This window comes from Mammaliicoccus sp. D-M19, from assembly GCF_022386695.1.
GTDB classification, from domain to species: domain Bacteria; phylum Bacillota; class Bacilli; order Staphylococcales; family Staphylococcaceae; genus Mammaliicoccus; species Mammaliicoccus sciuri.
Genome location: NZ_JAJNHW010000001.1, coordinates 236729 through 259504, shown reverse-complemented (window position 1 = coordinate 259504; position 22776 = coordinate 236729). Strand labels below are relative to the sequence as shown.

Below are 22776 nucleotides of genomic sequence, written 5' to 3'. Positions count from 1 at the left end.
AGAGATAAATATGAAAGATATTATTATTGCATCAAACAATCAAGGAAAGATAAATGACTTTAAAACAATTTTTCCAAAAGCAAATGTTATAGGTATTTCTGAAATTGCACCAGATTTTGATGTAGAAGAAACAGGTACAACATTCGAAGAGAATGCGATTTTGAAAGCAGAAGCGGCTTCAAAACAATTAAATAAAATCGTTATTGCAGATGATAGTGGACTATCTGTAAAAGCTTTAAATGGTGAGCCAGGTATTTATTCAGCAAGATATGCAGGTACACAAAAAAATGATCAAGATAATATAGAAAAATTATTAACAAACTTAAAGGGTATAGAAGATAGAGCAGCAGAATTTGTTTGTGCAATTGCTGTAAGTGAGCCTGGAAAAGAAACTGTTACATATGTAGGTAAAGCACCTGGTGAAATAATAGATGAACCACGAGGCGAAAACGGATTTGGCTATGACCCGATTTTCTTCGTACCTTCACAAGACAGAACGATGGCAGAATTAACTGCTGCAGAAAAAAGTGCAATTAGTCACCGTGGAAATGCAATTAAATTAATGAATGAAGATATAGGGGAGCGATTCCAATGAAATGGGTAATTGTTAGCGATAATCATGGCGAACAAGGTATACTTCATGAAATATACGAAAAAAATAAAGACGCAGATTTATTTTTACATTTAGGTGATTCTGAATTTGACTACGATGATACAGAACTAAGTTTGTATCAAAGAGTTAAAGGAAATTGTGATTTTGATCCACAATTTCCAATAGAAGAACAAGGTCAAATAGAAGGTATTGGTTATTTCTATACACATGGTCATAGATATGATATTAAAGGATCTAGAGAAGTATTAAGTGCTCATGCAAAAAATAATCATGCTAAATTTGCATTTTATGGACATAGTCATGTTGCATTATGTGAGACAATAGATGGCGTTTATTGTATCAACCCAGGAAGCATCTCTCAAACAAGAGGTCAATGGGAGGAAACATATGCAATCATTGAATTCGATGAAGCATTAAATAATGCAACTTTAACATATTTAAATAGAAATAATGAAGAAGTAGAAAAATTATCATTAGCAATTTAAATATATATTTTGCAAAACAAAAATGGCAAATAGATTTTATTTATTGAGATATTCTTACGAATATCTCAATTTTATTAAAAAATTAGAATAAACTTTCAATTAAACAAAAATTGTTTTATAATTATGAATGTCGTTAATTTTATGTAAAAACTAATAAGTTATCATACATAGGAGGGGTAGAAATGGGCAGAACACACGTTACATCAGTTATTAATGATGATGAGTTTTGTATAAATAAAAACGAATATAACGACTTACATAAGAACGAAAACATATATGTATTAACAGCAAACGGACTTGTACATGCGAGTGTTATAGAAATATTTGAAGATAAATCTTTGTGTAAAGCCGAAAAAGCCAATACAGTTAAAGTTAATGACATTGTTATCACCGAATAAAAGTAAAACAAAATAACTAAACGTGTAATAATACTTCGAAAGCGATTTAATAAACCTTTTTCTTTTTAAAAAGTATTGATAAATCAGTATCTATTCGATATAATTATTCTTGTGTTGAAAATGTCCTGGTAGCTCAGCTGGATAGAGCAACGGCCTTCTAAGCCGTCGGTCGGGGGTTCGAATCCCTCCCAGGACGTAAATTACCAATATCCCGTTGTATCTCGTTACTTGTAACGAAGATATGACGGGATTTTTTTGTATATGTAAATGGCTTGTTAAATAGCGTAACTACGCCAACTGTACGCCAACGTTATAAAAGTTGTATAAAATACTTAGGATATCTTAATGTTGTTGAATATTTTCTGTAATTTTCTATTTGATATCTTTCTCTAAAATGATCGCTGAGTCATTATTATCTGGATAACAATTTCTTATTTGAAAGTCATTTTTGATATTTAAAATGAGCATGCTTTTCCATTTATTAAAAGATTTAGTTTGAATTTTTTCGTACCTTTTACTTTTTAATATGCTTACTTGTTTATCCATAAGCTTCTGTGCAATTCCATGATTTCGATTATTTTTTTCAACGCCACCTAACCAACTGTAAAAAGTAGAACTATCCATTTCATATCCAATTTTATATCCAACAATTGCTTTTTCTTTATAAGCTACTAAAATTATAATTTTATTTTTACTTAAGAATTTGTCGTTTAAATTTTCATTTGTATCGAAGATTTCATTGTGAATTTTAGATAGTTCTTTATTTTTCGACTCTGGTAATGTATTATAAAACTCTTTTATATGTATCATTGTTATCACCTATATTTTTGAAATGAATTATAGTCTGTATTCTTTTTTGTTTTGTAAATACCAATTTATAGCAAGCTTTTCATTCTTTTTTACAAATTCATTTTTTCCATTTACATATTGTTCTTTGTCTCCACAATACTTATTAATGAGCATCATTTTTAAATCCTCATATTCTTTAGCTACTTCTGGAAACTCAATTAAGAAGTCTCTAAAAGCGAGATGGCGAATAATGTTTTTATCATCTTTACAATCATAAATATGAACATGGTAAAGTTTTCTATTAGTTTCTTTATCAAATTTAGTAAAGTATCTTCTATTAACTATTCCATATTCGCCATGCACATCATAATCAAACTTTTCAAAATCATGATTATATTTATCCACATTGTCTATATTATTAACGATAGGCATAATATCTATAATTGGTTTTGCAGATATATGTGGAATTGATGTACTACCTATATGATGGATTGAATGTAATTCATCACCAAATATTCTTTTTATATTATTTGATTCTTCGGCAAAAATATTCACCCAATAAGAATTATATTTTTCGATATTAACCTTCTTTATCTTTATCAGTCCTTTTGAATATGTCATAAATCCATAATATGCCTCATCATTCTAGATAGTAGATTAAGTTTAACTTATTTGAGCTATTTAAAACAAATTATGTTTCTATAAGTTTTAAATTGAGAGTGTAACAATCGTGAAAGTTAATGAAGAAATCGAAACAATTTAAATCATGGGGGAGAACTCGATAGGTATATATCGTAAGCAATCACATTGTAAGTCGAGTATGCAAGAGCGTAGGATTGCTCTATTTACATTACATTTGTAAGTGTAGCATTAAGAATTGTATATAAATAATTATCTATTATATGTAATTAATTGGTGTAGAAATGACTATTTAACGTTTATAGAGCGTGTTTAAGATCCTTTAAATAGGTTTATGAATGCTTAAATGGTTAAACAATTCTTATAAGTATTAGAATGATTAAAAAGAATAGTCTAATGAATCAAAGCAACTGCGGGTATATATTAATGTAGAACAATCAACGAAAATAAAATTTTTTAAGGGTACTTTTCTTAACACTAGTCATGAAAACAGTTGGAATTAATCGACTCACTCTTAAATACGACCAAATTACTAAAACTAATCTTTTGAAGAATATAAGCTATTCAAAAATCTCTGTATGATACGATTGGTTCTTAATTATTTACCGATTAGAAACTTTAAAGATGCACCATCTAACTAATGTGGGATGTTATTTATTTGCTATAATTTAATTAGGCGGAAGTGGTTAGAAGGTTATATGAGATGGCTGTTACAGACAGTCACCTTTTTTTATTTAATCAAGTTAAACTGCTTTTATTTAATAGTTCATTATGAAAGAATCAATTTCATGAAATTCCTTAAATATTTTTTAATATTATTGTATTTATTTTTAGGTTTACCTAAAAATAGGTTGATAAAAATATAGAAAATAGTTAGAATGTTAATTATGAAATGAAAGGTGAGTATTATGTGGAGAGTGAGAAAAAATGGAGATAAGGGAATCTTGTATACGTATTTCATACTCTCGATAATAGGGATTATTATGATTTATAGTGCCAGTATGATTTCTGCATACAATGGGGCATTAACAAATGGTATAAGCATTAGTGATAAACACTTTGTAATAAGACAAAGTTTATATTTTATGATAGGTAGCTTTATTGTAGTATTGATGAGTAACTCTTTTAATATAGATATATTTAAAAAGAAAAATATACAGCAGTTAATCTTAATTGGTGTATTATTATTACTAATAGTCACATTGTTATTTGGAAGTGAAATAAATGGTTCTAAAAATTGGCTGAATTTAGGTATATTTAGTATTCAATCATCTGAATTATTAAAAATATCTTCTATTCTTTATTTGTCATATATATTAGATCGCAGGTTAAAAAATGAAAGTAGTTATAATTTGAAATCACTAATCCCACCTTTATTACTATTAGGTTTAGGTATACTTTTAATATTAGTTCAGGGTGATTTAGGGGGAGCGCTTTTAAACGCTGGAATAATAGCATTTATGTTGCTTTATTCTGATATAAAAAATAAGATTAAATTACAAATACTAACGATTACAGCTACACCCTTATTTATATACATATTGTACACATTAATTTTTGATACAAGTAATATTTATAGATTAAAAAGAATAAAAGTTTTAACAGCTCCTTTCAAATATGAAAATGGTGATGGGTATCAATTGTCGAATTCTCTATTAGCTATTGGAAATGGAGGAATATTTGGAAAAGGCTTAGGTAACGGTATTATGAAATTAGGATATTTACCGGAACCACATACAGATTTTATATTTGCGGTTATTGCTGAGGAACTAGGTTTGATAGGTGTCTTAATCATTATTTTAATGTATGGTTTTTTAACATTTAAAGCACTTATATATGCTAATAAAACAAATAATAATTTTTACAAAATGATATGCATAGGCATTTCGAGTTACATTATTCTTCAAGTCTTTATTAACTTAGCAGGTATATCTGGCCTAATTCCTTTAACTGGTGTTACATTGCCATTACTAAGTTATGGAGGATCATCGTTTTTGAGTATTAGTTTCGCTATAGGAATTTTACTTTCTTGTAGTAAAAATATAAAAAATGAAAAAAATAATAGTTATACATAATTGGCAAGTTTTTATTTATTACATATAATACATATAAAGCGCAGTATTACTCGTTCTATCACACCTCTCATTAGTGGGGGATTTATGTGCGTATTTTATGGTGGAATTTTCTAAAGATGCTAAAAGCACAAAGAGATGGTTAATTGGTACTTCATTAACATGTTGATCACTTTTTATAGGCTTAGTAGGTAGAATTTTTGGTCTATATTAATCAATAAACCCACTAATTAAAGTGGGTTATTTTTATCAATATTTAAAAGGATTATAAAATTTTATCACTTTCATTTATATTTGAAACACTAAAAGCTTCTTCTTTAGTGTTAAATCTTGCTAATTCTTTAACTTTTTTGTTTTCTACTATTAGTAGAGTATAGACGTTTTGTTGACCTTTAATCGTATTGTCTGGATTCATCCATGTACCATGTTGACCCATTATGATTTTGTCATCCTTTAAATATCTTTCGAAAGTCGCTAATTGTAAATTAGCTCTTTCAAGCCAATTTTTTATATCATCAAGTTTTAATATATTTTCCCCTTTAGGTCCTTGAACTTTTAATTCTTCAGAAGTTACTTTTTTTAAAGCTTCTATATTTTTATCATTTGAAAATTGCACCCATTGTTCTGCTATTTCTACAGTTCCCCATTCTCTATTCATTGAAAGACTCTCCTCATTTTTTATTTGTTTGTTCTTAATTAAAAGATATTCAAGTGAAACATCAAAAATCTTAGATAATTGAGTCAAATTATCTATATCTGGGTAACCTTGATTTAATTCCCATTTTGAAATACTTTGTCTTGAGACATGGAGTGTTTCAGCTAATTGATCTTGGCTCCAGTTTTTACTTTTTCTTAAATTTTTTATTATTTGACCTGTATCGATGTTGACCACCTCCATACTTTTAATTTTAAAACGCTAAATATTAAAAATCACGCAGTTATTAGTTGCGTTTTTAAATGAGTAACAGTGATGATTATGGAATAGAGATTGGAAATAGTTGAGGAGGATTAATTTTATATTAATCAAAATTCAAGTTCCATCATATAACCTTCATTTGTTACTTTGAAATTATTTTTAGTATAAAAATTGGCTGCTAATTCTCCGCCCGTTATTAGGAACATATTATTTATGTTCTCATTTTTTAATTCATCTTTGACAAAGTTCATTAATTGTTTACCTATACCGGACCCTTGTAGGTTGGGAATGACATTAAATTCATCGATACAGAATTGATTAAAACCATTAAAATAATAGTCTATACGACCTAAACACATTGCTATAATTTTATTTTCATCTTCGATAACAAATCCTCTAGAATTAAATCCACTCATTGTAGCTTCAATTCTGAGTTTAGCTTCTTGTTCAGTCCATTTATTAAACCAAGGCGATCCAGCATAGGCTGCAACTAAATTGTTTGCGCATTGTTTATAATCTTCAACTTGAATATGTCTTAAATTCATAATATGCCACCTCATTCTTGATAGTAGATTAAGTTTAACTTATTTGAGCAATTTATAACAAATTATGTTCTAATTATTTTTAATAATCCACTAAAAAACAATTGATATTAATTGATATTTTTGGTATATTCTGTAAATGGAATGGAGGGTTGCTTATGACATATATAAATTTTTGGAAGCAAACATTCGATTACAAAAATAAATCAAGTTTTCGTGATCTGTTAGTATGTATGTTTGTAAATATTATCATTTTAGTGCTTATTATGGCGCTTGGTGTGATTGTGCCTATTACATGGGAGAATAGTATTGTTAATTTATATTATATTGTTCTTGTTTTAATGATTTTTCCTATGATTGCACTGATTGTGAGAGTAATTAAAAATTATAAATAAATAGTATGAAATGTGAACGAAATGATGAATCTCATCATTTCGTTCTTTTTGTTTATATGAACAAAATAGAAAGTAAAATCAAACAATATAGAACAAAAACGCTAGACTATCATAAGATAAAAGTCTACAATTAATGTAAGTTTTCAAATTTTAATAAGGGGTGTTTAATTTGAATTTAAGTAATAAAACATTTGTATGGAGGAAAAAACTGTTTGTCGTTTCAATTGTTTCAGTTATGTTGTTAAGTTTATTAACACTGATGAATCATCATGTAGAAGCAAAAGTCAAAGGGGACGTATTAAAGAGTAATAAGATGAAAGTGAAGGTTGATAAATCGTTTCCAAGGGCTATTGAATATACTTTGAAAAATGGTAAAAAGATGGATGGTCAAGTTAAAGAGATTAAGACGATTAAAGTGAATGGTAAATCGGTTCAACCGAAAGTTAAGTATAAAAAAATTAATGCGCATGCAGCTCAATATCAATTAATTGCTTCTAATAAGGATAAAAAAATAGATGCTGAATTTACAATTGAGATGAAAGTTAAAGATAACCAATTGCATTTTGATATGAAGGATTACCAAAATAAGTTGGATGGTAAAAGTGATGATACTGTTATAAAAGATTTTGAGATACCTAATCATTCATTAGTTTCTGTGAATTCTAAACAGAAAAATGCTAACTTACAAACAACACGTATGTCTACAAATACGATGAAAAGTGGCGACAAAAACTTTAAAGTCAATAAAGATATTGAAGATGATTTTAATTATCCAATGATGTATGGTTTTGTTTCAAACGATAAGACGAGTGCAGGTGTTTGGAGTAATTCACAACATTCTGAAGGAACAGGAGAGCTTGATTATACGAGAATAAATGCGACTTCTAAACAAGTAGATAAAGATAAATATGTCGGTTTATCTAGTTCTAAATGGATATTGCAGCCGGGTCAAAGTTATGAAAATGCTAAAGAACAACATTTAATGCCAAAAACAAAAGTTGTTATAACGGATGATGAAAATGGTGATGGAAAAACAGACTGGCAAGATGGTGCTATTGCATATAGAGCTATCATGAATCATCCGACAGGTTCAGAATCTGTACCAGATTTAGTTGCACACCGTATCGCAATGAATTTCGGTTCACAAGCACAAAATCCATTCTTAAAATCGCTTGATGGTGTTAAAAAAGTTAATTTAAATACAGATGGATTAGGTCAGTCAATTATATTAAAAGGATATGGTAATGAGGGTCACGATTCTGGTCATCTTGATTATGATAATATTGGTCAACGTATCGGTGGCGCTGAAGATATGAAGAAATTACTTAAGAACGGTAAGAAATATGGTGCAAAGTTTGGTGTACATATTAATGCGAGTGAAACATATCCAGAGTCTAAAGCATTTAATCCTGACCGTTTAAGAAAAAATGAAGACGGTACGTATAATTATGGTTGGAATTGGTTAGATCAAGGTATTAACATTGATGCAAAATATGATATGTTGCATGGTAGAAAAGATCGATTAAAGGCTTTTAAAGATAAAGTAGGTAAAGATTTAAACTTTATTTATGTAGATGTATGGGGCAATGGTCAATCAGGTGATAACCAAGCTTGGATGTCCCATCAATTAGCAAAAGAAATTCAAGATTTAGGTTGGAGAGTGGCTGTTGAATGGGGGCACGGTATGGAATATGATTCAACATTCCAACATTGGGCTGCAGATTTAACTTATGGTGGTTATGAAAACAAAGGTATTAATTCAAAAGTCGCAAGATTTATTCGAAACCACGAGAAAGACTCTTGGGTAGGTAATTACCAAACTTATTCAGGTGCAGCTGATTATCCATTACTCGGTGGATATGATATGAAAGACTTTGAAGGTTGGCAAGGTAGAAACAACTTTGATGAATACATTAATAATATTTTTAAAACAAATTTATCTACGAAATACCTACAGCACTTTGAAGTTACGAAGTGGGTAGATGGCAAGCCAGTCAAAATGACAGCAAATGACCAAACTGTTGATTGGACACCTGAAATGGAAATCCAATTAAAAAATGGTAAAGACAAAGTAGTTATTAAGCGTAAATCTAATGATTATGAACATGATAAAGAAAATTATAGATCTAGAACGATCACATTAAATGGTCAAAAAATATTGGATGGCAATAAATATTTAATTCCGTGGAACTGGGATGAAAATGGTAAGCAATTAAGCAGTAAGAAACAAAAACTTTATCATTATAATGAAGATGGTGGAGAATCAACTTGGGAATTACCAAAAGGTTGGAACAGTAAGCATTTAAAATTATACCAATTAACTGAGCATGGTCGCCAATATGTTGATAATGTTCGTGTTAAAGATGGTAAAGTTACCTTAAGCAATGTCAAAGCGAATACACCATATGTATTGTATAAATCAAAACAACATAAAGAGAAAGTGAAATACGGAGAAGATATGCACATTAAAGATCCAGGATTTAATGCAGAAAATCTTAAAGATTGGAAAATTAAAGGATCTAAAAAAGATGTTTCTATTACGAAATCAAACAGTAGCGACAATATGTTAACGATTAACAATCCGAAGAAAAATGTTGTATTGAAACAAAAATTAACAGATTTGAAACCAGGTAAACAATATGCAGTATATGTAGGTGTGGATAATCGAAGTGATCATAAAGCACGTATTAGAGTAGATGCAGATGGTACAACACATCAAAATTATACTACTAAATCCATTGCTAAAAATTATGTTAAAGCTAACGCTCATAATACAACTAAAGAATCAGCAACTAAAGGTAACGATAGTTACTTCCAAAATATGTATGTGCACTTTAAAGCACCTAAAAATGGTAAAGCAATTTTAACAATTTCTAGAGATAAAGGCGAAGGTCTCACTTATTTTGATGACATTCGAATTTTCGTAAATGATCAACAATTATATTCACAAGATAAAGTGTTTAAACAAAATTTCGAAAAAGTACCTCAAGGCATATTCCCATTTGTTGTGTCTGATATTGAAGGCGTAGAAGATAATAGAACACACTTATCTGAAAAACATGCCCCATATACACAACGCGGATGGAATAATAAACGTATAAGTGATGTTATCGACGGTACATGGTCATTAAAAATTAATGGTCAAGTAGAAAAGAATAAACTTGCTTATCAAACGATACCGCAAAACTTTAGATTTGAACCAAATAAGACATATGAAGTTTCGTTTGATTATGAAGCAGGATCTGATGACACATATGCTTTTGCTACAGGTAGCGACAGTATTGATAATCAAAAATACAAAGAAACACCATTGAAAGGTACTGTAGAAAGTAAGAAACATCGTCAATTTAAAACAAAAATTAAAGGTCATAAAAATGGTCAAACATGGATTGGCATAGCATCAACAGATAAAAAGGCAGACAATAAAGGTGTTAAAAATGAAGGTCAAGTGAACTTTGAAGGGACAAAAGATTTCGTATTAGATAATTTAGTCATTAAAGAAGTGAAAGAGAAATAATTTAAAAATGGGTCTGGGACAGAAATGTTCTAGACTCTTTTCCATATTTTCAGAAATAGGGGTCTGAATATTGCAAGTGAGGCGTGACAAGCAATATTGAGGACCTTGTATTTATCAAGACTGGTGAAACAAGATAAATAGGCGCCTCGAATTTATCAAGACAGAGCAAACAAGATAAATAGACATTACCAATATTGTAAGACGAGGCTGACTAGCAACATAGAAGCACCGAATATTGCAAGACACCACAAACAAGCAATATAGAACCTCACGTTCACCTTGATTTTTCCATATAAAAAAGACTGGTACATTTCTTGTGCCAGTCTTTTACAGCTATTACATTTCAATTGGTTCTCGTTCTATTGTATAGTTCCATTGATGTATATCAGGAAGCTTACCTTGCTGAATAAATGTATAAGTTGTAAATAAATGTTGTGTAATAGGTCCGATTTTATTGTTATGAATTGTTAAAATATTGTCTTTATATTTGATTTCACAAACAGGAGTGATGGCATTCAAAGTACTCGTACTAAATACTTCTGTTAATAATCCATCTTTATATGATTGAAGAATTTCTTCAATGCTAATTTGTCTTTCTTCTATTTGATAGCCTAATTCTTTTGCTAAATCAATAACTGATTGTCGAGTTACACCTGGTACTGTAATACCATCTAAAGCTGGCGTAATCAGTGTATGATTGATAACAAAGAAAATGTTCATATTATTTAATTCTTCTATATAAGATCTCCCTGTTCCATCTAGCCATAGTACATGGTCGTATCCAAATTGAGCTGCTTTAGATTTTGCAGCGTAAGAAGCGGCGTAGTTACCACCAAATTGTGTAAAACCAGCACCACCTGTAACAGATTTAACATATTCATCTTCTACGTGTGCTTTTATAAGTTCTGGTGTTTGGCAATTCAGCTTTTTAGGTAGTGGAGATAAGAACGTAATGAGTTCATATGTATCAGATTTACTAACACCTAATTTATTCTCTGATGCAAACATAACTGTTCTAATGTTAACAGGGTGATGTTCATGTAAATCGAATAGTTGACGTTCTTGATTAATAAGGTGTTGGATACCGAAAAGTAATGCGTTTTTATTTATAGCTGGCATTTCGATTCGATTCAATGATTGATTGAACTTTTCAAAGTGTTCGAAAGGTTTAAAGATATGAATATTGTCATTGATTTGATAGGCAATCATATCTTCAAAAACAGTTTGACCATAATGAAGACATTGTGCACTTGGAGAAATAGTGATAGGTGCATAATCTTTAATGATAGGAGAAGACCATCCTTTTGATGCTTGATACGACATTGTTAACATTTTGTTACCAAAAGTGGATCCACATTCGTCCATTGTTTGACTACTTGATGATTGATATTCCATATAAATTGCCTCCTATATTTAAGTAAGTAATGTGAAATAGTATATCAGCTATATTGACCTAATTCAATATTTATTTTGAAAATTCTGAAAATAATTTTATGTGTATCTTGTCGGTTATGATGATATACTTTGATTGTGAAAATAATAGGCTAGGAGGTGACGATGATGTTTGTTACGTTAGCATTTTTAATTCTATTTATAATTAGTTATATAGTGGATTTTAGACAATATAAAAATGTCTTCTTATTAGGACTATTCATTATCAGTTTAATGAGTACGATATTGATTGAAATCATTGTGCCAGCATTGGGTTTAAATCTAAATATTAATTATATAATCATAGCTAATATTATTTACTGTTTAATTGTTATTGTGGTAATGCTCTTAGCCTTATTAAATACTAGAAAACGAATAGCAAATGAAGGAAAAATTGTAACAAACATGATTGTCATTGGTTACGGTTCTTTCATCTTAATTAATTTTTTAATCATTATTTTTAAACCATATCTATTAGTAGAATTATGGAACGGATTAATATTAATTGCCATTTCAACTTTGTTTTACTATTTAAATTTAATATTTATATTGCATAACTTATATGCTTGGATTGTAAGTGGTATTTCAAAAAGAAAGAAACAAGATTTTATTATCGTATTAGGTGCAGGGATTATAGGCGAAAGAGTAACACCACTTTTGAAAGCGAGATTAGATAAAGCGATTAAATTAAAACGAAAAAGTTTAGATACTAAAATGATTGTAAGTGGTGGTCAAGGTTCGGATGAAGCAATCAGTGAAGCTGAAGCGATGAGACGATATTTAGTGGAACAAGGTATACGTAATGAAGAAATTATAATGGAAGACAAATCTACTAACACAGAAGAAAATTTAGTGTTCTCTATGAAGAAAATGGACACTTATAAAAAACATGCACTTGCAACAATTGTTTCTAATCATTTTCATATTTTAAGAGCAGCATTTTTATCCAAGAAAGTTAAAATGAACGCAAGCGTTACGGGTGGATCATCGAAATCTTATTTCTATCCAAATGCATACATTAGAGAATATTTAGCAATCATTTATATGTTTAAAAAGACGCATGCACTAATCATAATTATATTATTATTGGCAGTTACTTCCTACACATTGTGGGGAATATAAAATACTAAAAGTCCCGTAGAGCACAGACTCTACGGGACTTTTAGTATTTTATTTATCTGGTGTCCATATAACAATGTCTTCACCGGATTGATTTTGTTGCTCGATATCTTGGAAACCGTGATTTAAGAAGAAATCTTTGGATTGATTACGGGCAATACATTTGATTGGTAAATCGAAGCTTTTAGCATAATCTAATAATTGTTTGCCGTATCCTCTATCTTGATAATCTCTTAATACTTCTAATTTCCATAAAATGTGGTAATCATAAAATGCTGGGAAGTATGTTTTTTCTACTTCATCTTGTTTAAATAAACACATTCTTGCAACTAATTTGTCGCCAACATAAATACCGTAAAATGGTGAATCTGAACTAGCATCGATCATTTTTCCTTTTAATTCTTCAACCATATATAAACCTTCGTTTCCGAAGTTACGAAATTGTTCGAATGCTTCTTCAGTTTTGTAATTAATTTGTAAATGTTCTACTTTAGCCATGATAATCCCCCTTGTTCTTTCCTTAATTATACTTCATTTGAATAAAATTTTAAATTATAAGCCGTTAGATTGTTTTATTTATCTACAATCTTTATACTATTGATAGTAATTAATTTCGAAGGAGAAAGACTCGTATGGACTGTAAGAAGACTGTAATTGATCAACAAAATAGTTTTATAGAGAGATATACAAATCATAATACTGAAATTATAAACTTTTATGGATATAAACCAGGAGACCAATCTGAATTCGAAAAACGTTCGAATTTATCAGCTAATGGCAGAGAAGAAGCACTTTCAAAAGTCATATTTAATTATATGTCTCAATTAAATTTAACAGATAAACAACTTGAAAATATTGAAAATTTAAAACATGGTCACAAAGTCATTATAGGTGGTCAACAAGCCGGACTCTTTACTGGTCCTTTATATACATTCCATAAAATCATTTCGATTATCGTTTTAGCAAACGAACAAAGTGAAAAATTAAATACGCCAGTCATTCCTGTTTTTTGGATAGCAGGCGAAGATCATGATTTTGATGAAGTGAATCATACATATGCGTATGATCGTATTTCAAGACAGTTAAATAAAGTAAAATATAGTACGTTAGAACCACCAGAAAAGAGTGTTTCTCATTATCATTTTGATAAAGCATTGATCAAAGATGCTTTAAACGACATGTTCAGTTCTATCGGGGAGACTGTTCACTCTAAAGATATTCAATTATTGATTCATAAAGCAATCGAGTCTTCTGAATCATGGAGTGAAATTTTTAAGGTTATGACACATGAAGTATTTAAAGAATATGGTTTGTTATTAATTGATGCAAATGATCCAGAACTAAGAACATTAGAAGTACCATTCTTCAAGGAAATTATTGAAAATCATGAAGCGGTAGATTCAGCATTTAGAACTACACAAGACCAATTTGCTGGAGTTATTAAGAAGCGCATGATTTTAACCGATGGCAATGTTCACTTATTCTATGAGTATGACGATAAAAGACAGCTCATTATGTGTGAAAATGAAAAGTTCTATTTAAATAAAGATACAGACGTAACTTTTACAAAAGATGAATTGCTTAGTCTTGTAGAAGAACATCCTGAACGATTTTCTAATAATGTCGTAACAAGACCTCTAATGGAGGAATATTTATTTAATACATTAAGTTTCATTGGTGGGCCAAGCGAAATTGTTTATTGGGGTGAACTGAAAGGTGTATTCAATTTATTTAATATTGAAATGCCTATAGTTACACCTCGTATGCGAATTAGTTATTTAACGCAAGAAGCAAAAAAATGTATCGATAACTATAACTTAGATCTAGATACTGTTTTAGTAGATGGTATTCAAAACGATAAAGAAAAATTTATTAGAGCAAAAGCTTCTGATGAAGTATTAAGAGAAATCGAAGAAATGAAAGAAAGCCAATCTCAATTTCATCAAAAACTGATTAAAGAAATTGGCGATGATTATCAAAACAGAAAATTAGTCGAAAAAAATAATCAAATACATCAGCACCAATATCAATATTTAATAGATAGATATTTATTAAATATCGAAAGAGAAAATGAAATTAGTATGAGACATTTTGAAATAGTGGAGCATACATTACATCCTCACCACGGATTACAAGAAAGAGTGTGGAGTCCTATTCAAGTAATGAATCAATTTGGGATTACTATGTTCAGTCCCTCCACTTATCCACCACTTCGTTACACTTTTAAACATATAACGCTTGAACTATAGTCATAACAAGGATTAACACCCAATTTACAAAATCGTAAATTGGGTGTTTTTTTTACTATTTACACAAATTTTAAGAAATCTTGTATAAATAGTGGAGGATTGTGGGGGAATGTGGTAAATTATAAATAAGGTGAGGTGAGATAAAATGTTCATGGGTGAATATCAACATCAATTGGATACAAAAGGGCGTATGATTGTGCCTTCTAAATTCAGATATGATTTGAACGAACGTTTTATTATCACTAGGGGCCTAGATAAATGTTTGTTTGGCTACACACTTGAAGAGTGGGCGCGCATCGAAGAAAAACTCAAAACCTTACCTATAACAAAAAAAGATGCCCGTAAATTCATGAGAATGTTCTTCTCAGGTGCGATTGAAGTAGAACTAGACAAACAAGGACGTATTAACATCCCTCAAAATTTAAGAAGTTACGCTAATTTAAGTAAAGAATGTACTGTTATTGGTGTTTCTAACCGAATTGAAATATGGGATCGTTCTACGTGGAATGAATTTTATGATGAATCTGAAGACAATTTTGAGGACATTGCGGAAGATCTCATTGACTTTGATTTTTAGGAGTGAATTAAATGTTTCATCACGTATCCGTACTATTGAAAGAAACAGTAGATAAATTAGACATAAAACCAGATGGTACTTACGTTGATTGTACATTAGGTGGAGCTGGTCATAGTTTGTACCTAGTTGAACAATTGAATGACCAAGGCCGACTTATAGCAATCGATCAAGATGAAACTGCGATTGAACATGCTAAAGGTATCTTAAAGGACCATATGCATAAAGTAATTTTTGTACAAAACAACTTTAGAAATTTAGAACATATATTAGAAGAACTACATATTAGTAAAGTAGATGGTGTACTTTATGACCTTGGTGTATCCAGTCCACAACTTGACACACCAGAACGAGGATTTAGTTACCATTATGATGCTAAGTTAGACATGAGAATGGATCAATCACAATCTTTATCAGCATATGAAGTGGTAAATGAATGGTCATATGAACAACTTGTCAAAATCTTTTTTAGATATGGTGAAGAGAAATTTTCAAAACAAATAGCTAGAAAGATTGAAACAAGAAGAGAACAAGCACCTATAGAAACGACTTTCGAACTAGTGGATTTAATTAAAGAAGGTATTCCAGCAGCTAAACGTAGAAAGGGTGGACATCCTGCTAAACGTGTCTTCCAAGCGATTAGAATAGCAGTTAATGATGAATTAGGTGCATTTGAAACATCTATTGAAGCAGCAATACAACACGTTAAAGTTGGCGGAAGAATTTCAGTTATTACATTCCATTCTTTAGAAGATCGTTTGTGTAAACAAGTCTTTCAAGAATATGAAAAAGGCCCAGATGTACCAAGGGGATTGCCGGTTATACCGGAAGCGTACAAGCCGAAACTAAAAAGAGTAAACAAAAAACCAATTATTTCTGATGAACAAGAACTTGAGCATAACAATAGAGCGAGAAGTGCAAAGTTAAGAGTTGCGGAAATTTTGAAGTAAACAGAGGAGTGGCAATTGAATGGCAGTAGAAAGAGTATATCCGAATTATAGACCTGATGAGTGGCAAGAGCCACAACTCGAACCACAAAAGAAAAAAGTAAAAAAGACCAAGGTAGTAGGAATATCGAGGATCGAAAAAGTCGTATACATATCATTAATAACTATGATTGCGTTGATAAGTATTTATATGCTATCTTTAAAAATGGATGCGTATAATAACAAGACACAAATCGCAGAATTAGACAGTAAAATTGAGCAACAACAAACAACAAACAGTGATTTGAAGACGGAATCAATGAAACAATCGTCATACGAACGCATCTACGAAAAAGCTGAAGACTACGGTCTAAAGTTGAATAATGACAATGTAAAGGTAGTGCGTAGTGATGCCCAAAATTAAAATAAAGAAAAATAAAATAGGAGCAGTCCTCTTAGTAAGTTTTTTCGGACTGCTCTTTTTTATATTGGCCGTAAGATATTCGTATTTAATGATCAGTGGTCACTCAGCTGGTGAAGATTTAGCGTACAGGGCAAGTGAAAAATATTTAAGACAAACAGTTGCAGAACCTGAACGTGGGAAAATTTATGATCGTAATGGTAAAGTGCTTGCCGAAGATACAGATAGTTATAAATTAGTGGCAATATTAGATAAAAAAATGAGCGAAGGTAGCGATAAGCCTCGACACGTAAAAGACAAGAAAAAAACAGCTAAAGCATTAGCTAAAATTCTTGATATGGATGAAGATGATATTTTAAGTAAACTTAAAACTAAAAATGCCTTTCAAGTTGAGTTTGGTCAAAAAGGTAAAGATTTAACTTATAAACAAAAAACACAAATTGAAAAGCTTAAATTACCTGGACTGACTTTTGAAACGGAGAAAAAAAGATTTTATCCTAATGGTAACTTCGCATCTCATCTTATCGGTTTAGCAGATAAAGATCCAGATACCAACAAATTAAAAGGTGTATCAGGTGCTGAAAAAGTATTTGATAGCTATTTAAAAGGAAAAACGGGTAAAAACTCTTATAAGCAAGATATATGGGGTATGCTCGTTCCGAACAGCGAAGATAGTATTAAAGCTCAAAATGGTGATGATGTACATCTTACACTAGACTCTAATATTCAAGTCTTTGTTGAAAATGCACTTGACGAAATGGTAGACCGCTATGAACCTAAAGATTTATTTGCGGTTGTAATGGATGCAAAAACTGGTGAAATTTTAGGTTACAGTCAGCGACCTACGTTTAATCCTGATACGAAAAAAGACTTCGGGAAAAAATGGGCAAATGATTTATATCAAAATACTTATGAACCAGGTTCTACATTCAAAACATATGGTTTAGCTGCAGCAATTGAAGAAGGTAAATTCGAACCAAACAAGAAATTTAAATCTGGTCATAGAGAAATAGATGGATTTAAAATTTATGATTGGAACGATGATGGTTGGGGAAATATTCCTATGACAACTGGTTTTACATATTCTGCGAATACGCTAATGATGAAACTTCAAGATTTAGTTGGCGCTGATAAAGCTAAGGCATATTATGAAAAATTTGGTTTTGGTAAGAAAACAGGTGGTTTATTTGATAGTGAAGCACCAGGGAATATTGCATTTGATAATGAACTTCAAAGAAAGACATCTTCATTTGGTCAGTCTACTACTGTTACACCAGTCCAAATGCTTCAAGCTGAAACAGCAATTTTAAATCAAGGTAATATGCTCGAACCTTATTATGTAAAATCGATTCAAAACAAAGAAAGTAACGAAACGATTAAAAAAGGCGAGAAAAAAGTAGTCGGTAATCCAATATCTAAAGATACAGCCAAGAAGACGATGACAGAATTAGATAAAGTAGTAAATAGTAAAGAAAGTCACGCTACAAACTATAAAATAGATGGATACCGAGTTGCAGGTAAAACTGGTACAGCTCAAGTGCCAGATACTAAAAACGGTGGTTATGTAGATGGTGCAAATCCGTATTTCGTAAGCTTTATGGGCTATGCGCCTGCTAAAGATCCTGAAGTAGTTGTTTATGCTGGTATGTCACTTGCACAAAAACGTGACCTAGAGGCTTATGAATATGGTGTGTCAAGAGGTTTCAATCCGATTATGGAAAATACATTAAAATATTTAGATGTAGAAGAAACTGAAGGCAAAGCTAAAACGAATGCTTCAGATGTACCAGATGTTGTTAATATGAGTACACAAAAAGCAACTGATGCAATAAAAGGTAAAAAACTTGAGCCAATTGTAGTTGGTAAAGGTGATAAAATTAAGAAACAAATACCGCTTAAAGGTAAAAATGTCCAAGATAAAGAAAGAATTTTACTTGTTACTGACGGTGAAATGACAATGCCTGATACTGAAAATTGGACAAAAAGAGACTTATTAAAATTACAAGAAGCGACAGGTATTGAAGTAGAATCAGAAGGTTCTGGTTATGTTTCTGAGCAATCTGTCAGTCAGAACCAAACAATTAAATCTGGTACTAAAGTTAAGTTTACACTTTCTAACAATCATCCGAATGGTGATGATTCAATAGGACAAGTTCCAGATGATGAAGAAACATCTAAAGATGAAAGCAAAAGTAAAGATGATAAAAAAGATGAAAAAGAAGAAAAAGAAGAAAAAACATCTAGTGAATCATAAATCACAGGATGATAGATAATATACAAAAGAAAAGGTGAACAATTATGAATTTTACGCTACCTGTCATTGCGTTTTTATTGACTTTGATACTTGTACCCGTTTTAATTCCAACACTTAAAAAATTGAAATTTGGGCAAAGTATTCGAGAAGAAGGACCTAAGAGTCATATGAAGAAAACAGGAACTCCAACTATGGGTGGATTAACGTTCTTATTAGCAACAATCGTTGTAACAATCATCGCGTTATTTTATGTTGAGCAAGTAGGTCCGCTCATTCTGTTATTATTTGTAACACTTGGATTTGGACTTATTGGTTTTATAGACGATTATATTATTGTCGTTAAGAAAAATAACCAAGGTTTAACAAGTAAACAAAAATTCTTAGCTCAAATTGCGATAGCCGTTGTATTCTATATCGTAAGTGTTATATTACCAAACTATGAATTTGAAACAGCGATTAACATACCGTTTACAGATTGGTCATTGCCATTGTCTGTTTTCTATATTATATTCATAGTATTTTGGCAAGTTGGATTCAGTAATGCTGTCAACTTAACAGATGGATTAGATGGTCTTTCAACTGGATTATCAATCATTGCATTTGGTTTTTACGCGGCACTATCATTTATTCTTGATAAACCAGAAATTGGCTTATTCTGTTTAGTGATGCTTGCAAGTTTATTTGGATTTTTAATTTACAACAAGTACCCAGCAAAAGTGTTCATGGGAGATACTGGAAGCTTAGCGCTTGGTGGTATTTTCGCAACGATTTCAATCATGCTTAACCAAGAAATAACATTATTATTAATCGGTTTAGTATTTGTAATTGAAACATTATCAGTGATGTTACAAGTAACATCGTTCAAGCTTACAGGAAAAAGAATATTTAAAATGAGCCCATTGCATCACCATTTCGAATTAGTTGGTTGGAGTGAATGGAAAATAGTATTAGTATTCTGGGGTACAGGTATCGTTACTGGTGCAATTGGTTTATGGATAGGGGTAATGTAATATGAAAGCATATGATGCATTAAAAGAGAAACCTGTTCTTATTTTAGGTTTAGCAAAAAGTGGATATGAAAGTGCAAAGTTATGCCATAAATTAGGTGCTAATGTAACTGTCAATGATGGTAAAGATTTATCATCTGATCCCCACGCACTTGAATTAGTGCAGCAAGGAATACGTGTGATCAGTGGTGAACACCCATTGTCATTACTTGATAATAAACCGTTAATCGTAAAAAATCCTGGTATACCTTACAATATTCCACTATTGCAAGAAGCGATGAATCAAGGGTTGGATATCATTACAGAAGTTGAATTAAGTTATTACATTTCAGAAGCACCTATTATCGGTATTACAGGTACAAATGGTAAAACAACAGTGACTTCTTTAATAGGTGATATGTTTGGTAATAGTAAAGTAAATGGTCAAGTTTCCGGTAATATTGGTGTAGTTGCATCAAAAGTTGCGCAAGAGGTTACGAAAGACGATTATCTTATTACTGAATTATCTTCATTCCAACTTTTAGGAACAATACATTATCGTCCGCATATCGCGATTGTTACAAATATTTATTCAGCACATTTAGATTATCATGGTAGTTTAGAAGAATACCAGAATGCTAAGAAAAATATTTTTAAGAATCAAACCGAAGACGATTATTTAATTTTCAACTATGAACAAAGACATTTAATTAATACAGATGATATTAAATCTAAAATGTTATATTTCTCAACTAATCAAAAAGTGAATGGCATTTATATTGAAGATGATTATGTCGTATATAACGGCATAAGAATTATCAATACGCACGATATTGTATTACCTGGTAAACATAATTTAGAAAATGTACTTGTAGCTGTATTAGCTGCATTATTATCAGGTGTTGACGTGAAGTCAGTTGTACATACTTTAACAACGTTCTCAGGTATTAAACATAGACTTCAATATGTTGGGAACAATAGAGGCAACAAGTATTATAATGATTCTAAAGCGACCAATACTTTAGCAACACGATTTGCCTTAAGTTCATTTAATTCTCCAATCATTTGGTTATGTGGTGGATTAGATAGAGGGAATGACTTTGATGATTTAATACCTTATATGGATAATGTCCGTTTGATGGTTACATTTGGTGAAACAAAAGATAAATTAAAAGCGTTAGGTGCGAGTCAAGGTAAAGAAGTCTTGCAGGCAAATGACGTTAAAGATGCCGTTAATTTGATTCAAGATTATATACAATCTAACGATGTTGTCTTACTATCACCAGCGTGTGCGAGCTGGGATCAATATGATACATTTGAAGCTCGTGGCGACGAATTTATTGAAAGTTTCCAAAAACATTTACCAACATTTTAGAAATTGTGAAAAAAGGAGTGACAACCGTGAATAAAAGTTCTGATAACAATGATGATATATTGCAATTTGAAACGACTACGGAAGATGAACGATTAGAAATTTTAAAGAAGAAAAGAAAACGTAGACGTCAAATTCAATTAGGTGTATTCATAGGTGTTATACTCCTTGTTATCTTGATTTTACTGTATATGTTTACAGACATCAGTAAAGTTGATCAAGTGGATATTAAAGGTGAAGAAATCGTATCTAAAAACGATATTGAAAAAGCTTTAGATATCAAAAAAGATTCTAGAATATACAATATCCCTGTAAGTGATATGAAATCGAAAATCGAAGAAATTGAAGGCGTTAAAAGTGTTGAAATTAAACGTCATTTTCCAAATGACTTAACGGTTAATGTAAATGAGTATGAAACAATTGGATTAGTTAAAGAGAAAAAATATTACGTACCGTTATTAGAAAATGGGAAAACAATTAAAAATTTATCAACAGATTTACCAATTGATGTTCCGATTTTGAATGACTTTAGTTCAAAAAAGTTAAATAAAATGATTCCTGAATTGAAAAAGGTTAAACCTAAAGTTAAATCAATGATATCGGAAATAAATTATAAACCTGGTGAGAACAATCAGAATAGAATCCAACTATTTATGACAGATAATGTGGAAGTTGTAGGAGATATTCAAACTTTTGCGAATAAAATCAACTATTATCCGAGTATTTCTGATAAATTAGAGAGAGACAATTCTGGTGCGCTCAAAACACCTGGATTTTTAGATTTACAAGTTGGTGTGACATTCTTACCATATGAAACGGAAGAACAGCAAAAAGAGCGTTCAGAAAAAGAAACAAAACAAGATGAAAGCACTAAAACAGAACAGAAAAAATTAGACCAAGCATTACAAGATTTATCTAAAGAATTGGATAAATCTGGAGAAGAACCAGAATCAACTGAGAAATCAGAAGAATAAGTAAAAAAATCAATAAATAAACCTATAATTAGTTCACATTAAATCAAGTATCATGTAAACTAATAATAGTTTAAATTTGATTATCATGTGTTAGAGGAGGTGCC

Annotated in this window: 21 protein-coding genes and 1 tRNA gene; 16 read left to right on the top strand and 6 right to left on the bottom strand. The window is 30.7% G+C overall.

Annotated elements, in window-relative coordinates; translation table 11 throughout:
* Positions 1-10 precede the first annotated feature (10 nt).
* From LQ675_RS01375 to LQ675_RS01360, 4 genes are all read left to right on the top strand, one after another.
* The gene (locus LQ675_RS01375) at positions 11-595 is read left to right on the top strand and encodes an XTP/dITP diphosphatase (protein WP_048542319.1); all 585 of its coding nucleotides are present in this window, start codon (positions 11-13) and stop codon (positions 593-595) included.
* Complete coding sequence (locus tag LQ675_RS01370; RefSeq protein WP_239372125.1) at positions 592-1098, top strand: metallophosphoesterase family protein; 507 nt, start codon at positions 592-594, stop codon at positions 1096-1098. The genes LQ675_RS01375 and LQ675_RS01370 overlap by 4 nt, the downstream gene beginning before the upstream one ends.
* 182 nt (positions 1099-1280) lie before the next feature.
* Positions 1281-1496 carry a hypothetical protein gene (locus LQ675_RS01365; RefSeq protein WP_037587508.1) on the top strand — a complete coding sequence of 72 codons (216 nt, stop codon included), beginning with the start codon at positions 1281-1283 and terminating at the stop codon, positions 1494-1496.
* A 122-nt stretch (positions 1497-1618) separates the two neighbouring features.
* A tRNA-Arg gene (locus tag LQ675_RS01360) sits at positions 1619-1692 on the top strand.
* Between the two features lie 176 nt (positions 1693-1868).
* Here the strand turns inward: LQ675_RS01360 and LQ675_RS01355 are convergent.
* Both LQ675_RS01355 and LQ675_RS01350 read right to left on the bottom strand, forming a co-directional pair.
* Positions 1869-2306: a GNAT family N-acetyltransferase gene (locus LQ675_RS01355; protein ID WP_107601785.1), complete on the bottom strand. Its 438-nt coding sequence runs from the start codon at positions 2304-2306 to the stop codon at positions 1869-1871.
* Between the two features lie 27 nt (positions 2307-2333).
* Positions 2334-2906: a GrpB family protein gene (locus LQ675_RS01350; RefSeq protein WP_075577842.1), complete on the bottom strand. Its 573-nt coding sequence runs from the start codon at positions 2904-2906 to the stop codon at positions 2334-2336.
* A 926-nt stretch (positions 2907-3832) separates the two neighbouring features.
* Between LQ675_RS01350 and LQ675_RS01345 the strand changes: the two genes are divergently transcribed.
* Complete coding sequence (locus tag LQ675_RS01345; protein ID WP_048542409.1) at positions 3833-4999, top strand: FtsW/RodA/SpoVE family cell cycle protein; 1167 nt, start codon at positions 3833-3835, stop codon at positions 4997-4999.
* A 262-nt stretch (positions 5000-5261) separates the two neighbouring features.
* Here the strand turns inward: LQ675_RS01345 and LQ675_RS01340 are convergent, their stop codons facing one another.
* Both LQ675_RS01340 and LQ675_RS01335 read right to left on the bottom strand, forming a co-directional pair.
* The gene (locus tag LQ675_RS01340) at positions 5262-5894 is read right to left on the bottom strand and encodes a helix-turn-helix domain-containing protein (RefSeq protein ID WP_107601784.1); all 633 of its coding nucleotides are present in this window, start codon (positions 5892-5894) and stop codon (positions 5262-5264) included.
* Positions 5895-6019: 125 nt separating this feature from the next.
* On the bottom strand, positions 6020-6457 hold the full coding sequence (locus tag LQ675_RS01335; RefSeq protein ID WP_107601783.1) for a GNAT family N-acetyltransferase: 438 nt from the start codon (positions 6455-6457) through the stop codon (positions 6020-6022).
* 155 nt (positions 6458-6612) lie between these two features.
* Here LQ675_RS01335 and LQ675_RS01330 point away from each other — a divergent pair, with 155 nt between their 5' ends.
* The gene (locus LQ675_RS01330) at positions 6613-6849 is read left to right on the top strand and encodes a hypothetical protein (protein WP_037559882.1); all 237 of its coding nucleotides are present in this window, start codon (positions 6613-6615) and stop codon (positions 6847-6849) included.
* Between the two features lie 169 nt (positions 6850-7018).
* Positions 7019-10366 (top strand): endo-alpha-N-acetylgalactosaminidase family protein, encoded by a 3348-nt coding sequence (locus tag LQ675_RS01325; RefSeq protein ID WP_275066816.1) that lies wholly within the window; start codon positions 7019-7021, stop codon positions 10364-10366.
* A 336-nt stretch (positions 10367-10702) separates the two neighbouring features.
* Here LQ675_RS01325 and LQ675_RS01320 read toward each other — a convergent pair whose 3' ends face one another.
* Positions 10703-11761 (bottom strand): aminotransferase class IV, encoded by a 1059-nt coding sequence (locus LQ675_RS01320; RefSeq protein WP_075577844.1) that lies wholly within the window; start codon positions 11759-11761, stop codon positions 10703-10705.
* 162 nt (positions 11762-11923) lie between these two features.
* Here LQ675_RS01320 and LQ675_RS01315 point away from each other — a divergent pair, with 162 nt between their 5' ends.
* Positions 11924-12919 carry a YdcF family protein gene (locus tag LQ675_RS01315; RefSeq protein ID WP_229412510.1) on the top strand — a complete coding sequence of 332 codons (996 nt, stop codon included), beginning with the start codon at positions 11924-11926 and terminating at the stop codon, positions 12917-12919.
* Between the two features lie 48 nt (positions 12920-12967).
* On the opposite strand, the gene LQ675_RS01310 is transcribed toward LQ675_RS01315, so the two are convergent.
* A complete protein-coding gene (locus LQ675_RS01310; RefSeq protein WP_048542415.1) occupies positions 12968-13414 on the bottom strand; it encodes an N-acetyltransferase in 447 nt (148 codons plus the stop codon).
* Positions 13415-13548: 134 nt separating this feature from the next.
* On the opposite strand from LQ675_RS01310, the gene bshC reads away from it, so the two are divergent.
* From bshC to LQ675_RS01270, 8 genes are all read left to right on the top strand, one after another.
* Positions 13549-15165: a bacillithiol biosynthesis cysteine-adding enzyme BshC gene (gene bshC, locus LQ675_RS01305; RefSeq protein WP_239726794.1), complete on the top strand. Its 1617-nt coding sequence runs from the start codon at positions 13549-13551 to the stop codon at positions 15163-15165.
* A 145-nt stretch (positions 15166-15310) separates the two neighbouring features.
* Positions 15311-15742, top strand: coding sequence for a division/cell wall cluster transcriptional repressor MraZ (gene mraZ / locus LQ675_RS01300; protein WP_048542420.1), 432 nt, complete (start codon positions 15311-15313; stop codon positions 15740-15742).
* Between the two features lie 11 nt (positions 15743-15753).
* Positions 15754-16689 carry a 16S rRNA (cytosine(1402)-N(4))-methyltransferase RsmH gene (gene rsmH / locus LQ675_RS01295; protein WP_048542422.1) on the top strand — a complete coding sequence of 312 codons (936 nt, stop codon included), beginning with the start codon at positions 15754-15756 and terminating at the stop codon, positions 16687-16689.
* Positions 16690-16708: 19 nt separating this feature from the next.
* On the top strand, positions 16709-17089 hold the full coding sequence (gene ftsL, locus LQ675_RS01290) for a cell division protein FtsL (RefSeq protein WP_037587528.1): 381 nt from the start codon (positions 16709-16711) through the stop codon (positions 17087-17089).
* Positions 17076-19340, top strand: a complete 2265-nt coding sequence (locus LQ675_RS01285) for a penicillin-binding protein (protein WP_207593108.1) — start codon at positions 17076-17078, stop codon at positions 19338-19340. The genes ftsL and LQ675_RS01285 overlap by 14 nt, the downstream gene beginning before the upstream one ends.
* A 44-nt stretch (positions 19341-19384) precedes the next feature.
* The gene (gene mraY, locus LQ675_RS01280; protein WP_048542428.1) at positions 19385-20350 is read left to right on the top strand and encodes a phospho-N-acetylmuramoyl-pentapeptide-transferase; all 966 of its coding nucleotides are present in this window, start codon (positions 19385-19387) and stop codon (positions 20348-20350) included.
* Position 20351: 1 nt separating this feature from the next.
* A complete protein-coding gene (gene murD / locus LQ675_RS01275) occupies positions 20352-21701 on the top strand; it encodes a UDP-N-acetylmuramoyl-L-alanine--D-glutamate ligase (protein ID WP_048542430.1) in 1350 nt (449 codons plus the stop codon).
* Positions 21702-21727: 26 nt separating this feature from the next.
* Positions 21728-22672 (top strand): cell division protein FtsQ/DivIB, encoded by a 945-nt coding sequence (locus LQ675_RS01270; protein WP_239726807.1) that lies wholly within the window; start codon positions 21728-21730, stop codon positions 22670-22672.
* Positions 22673-22776: the final 104 nt, after the last annotated feature.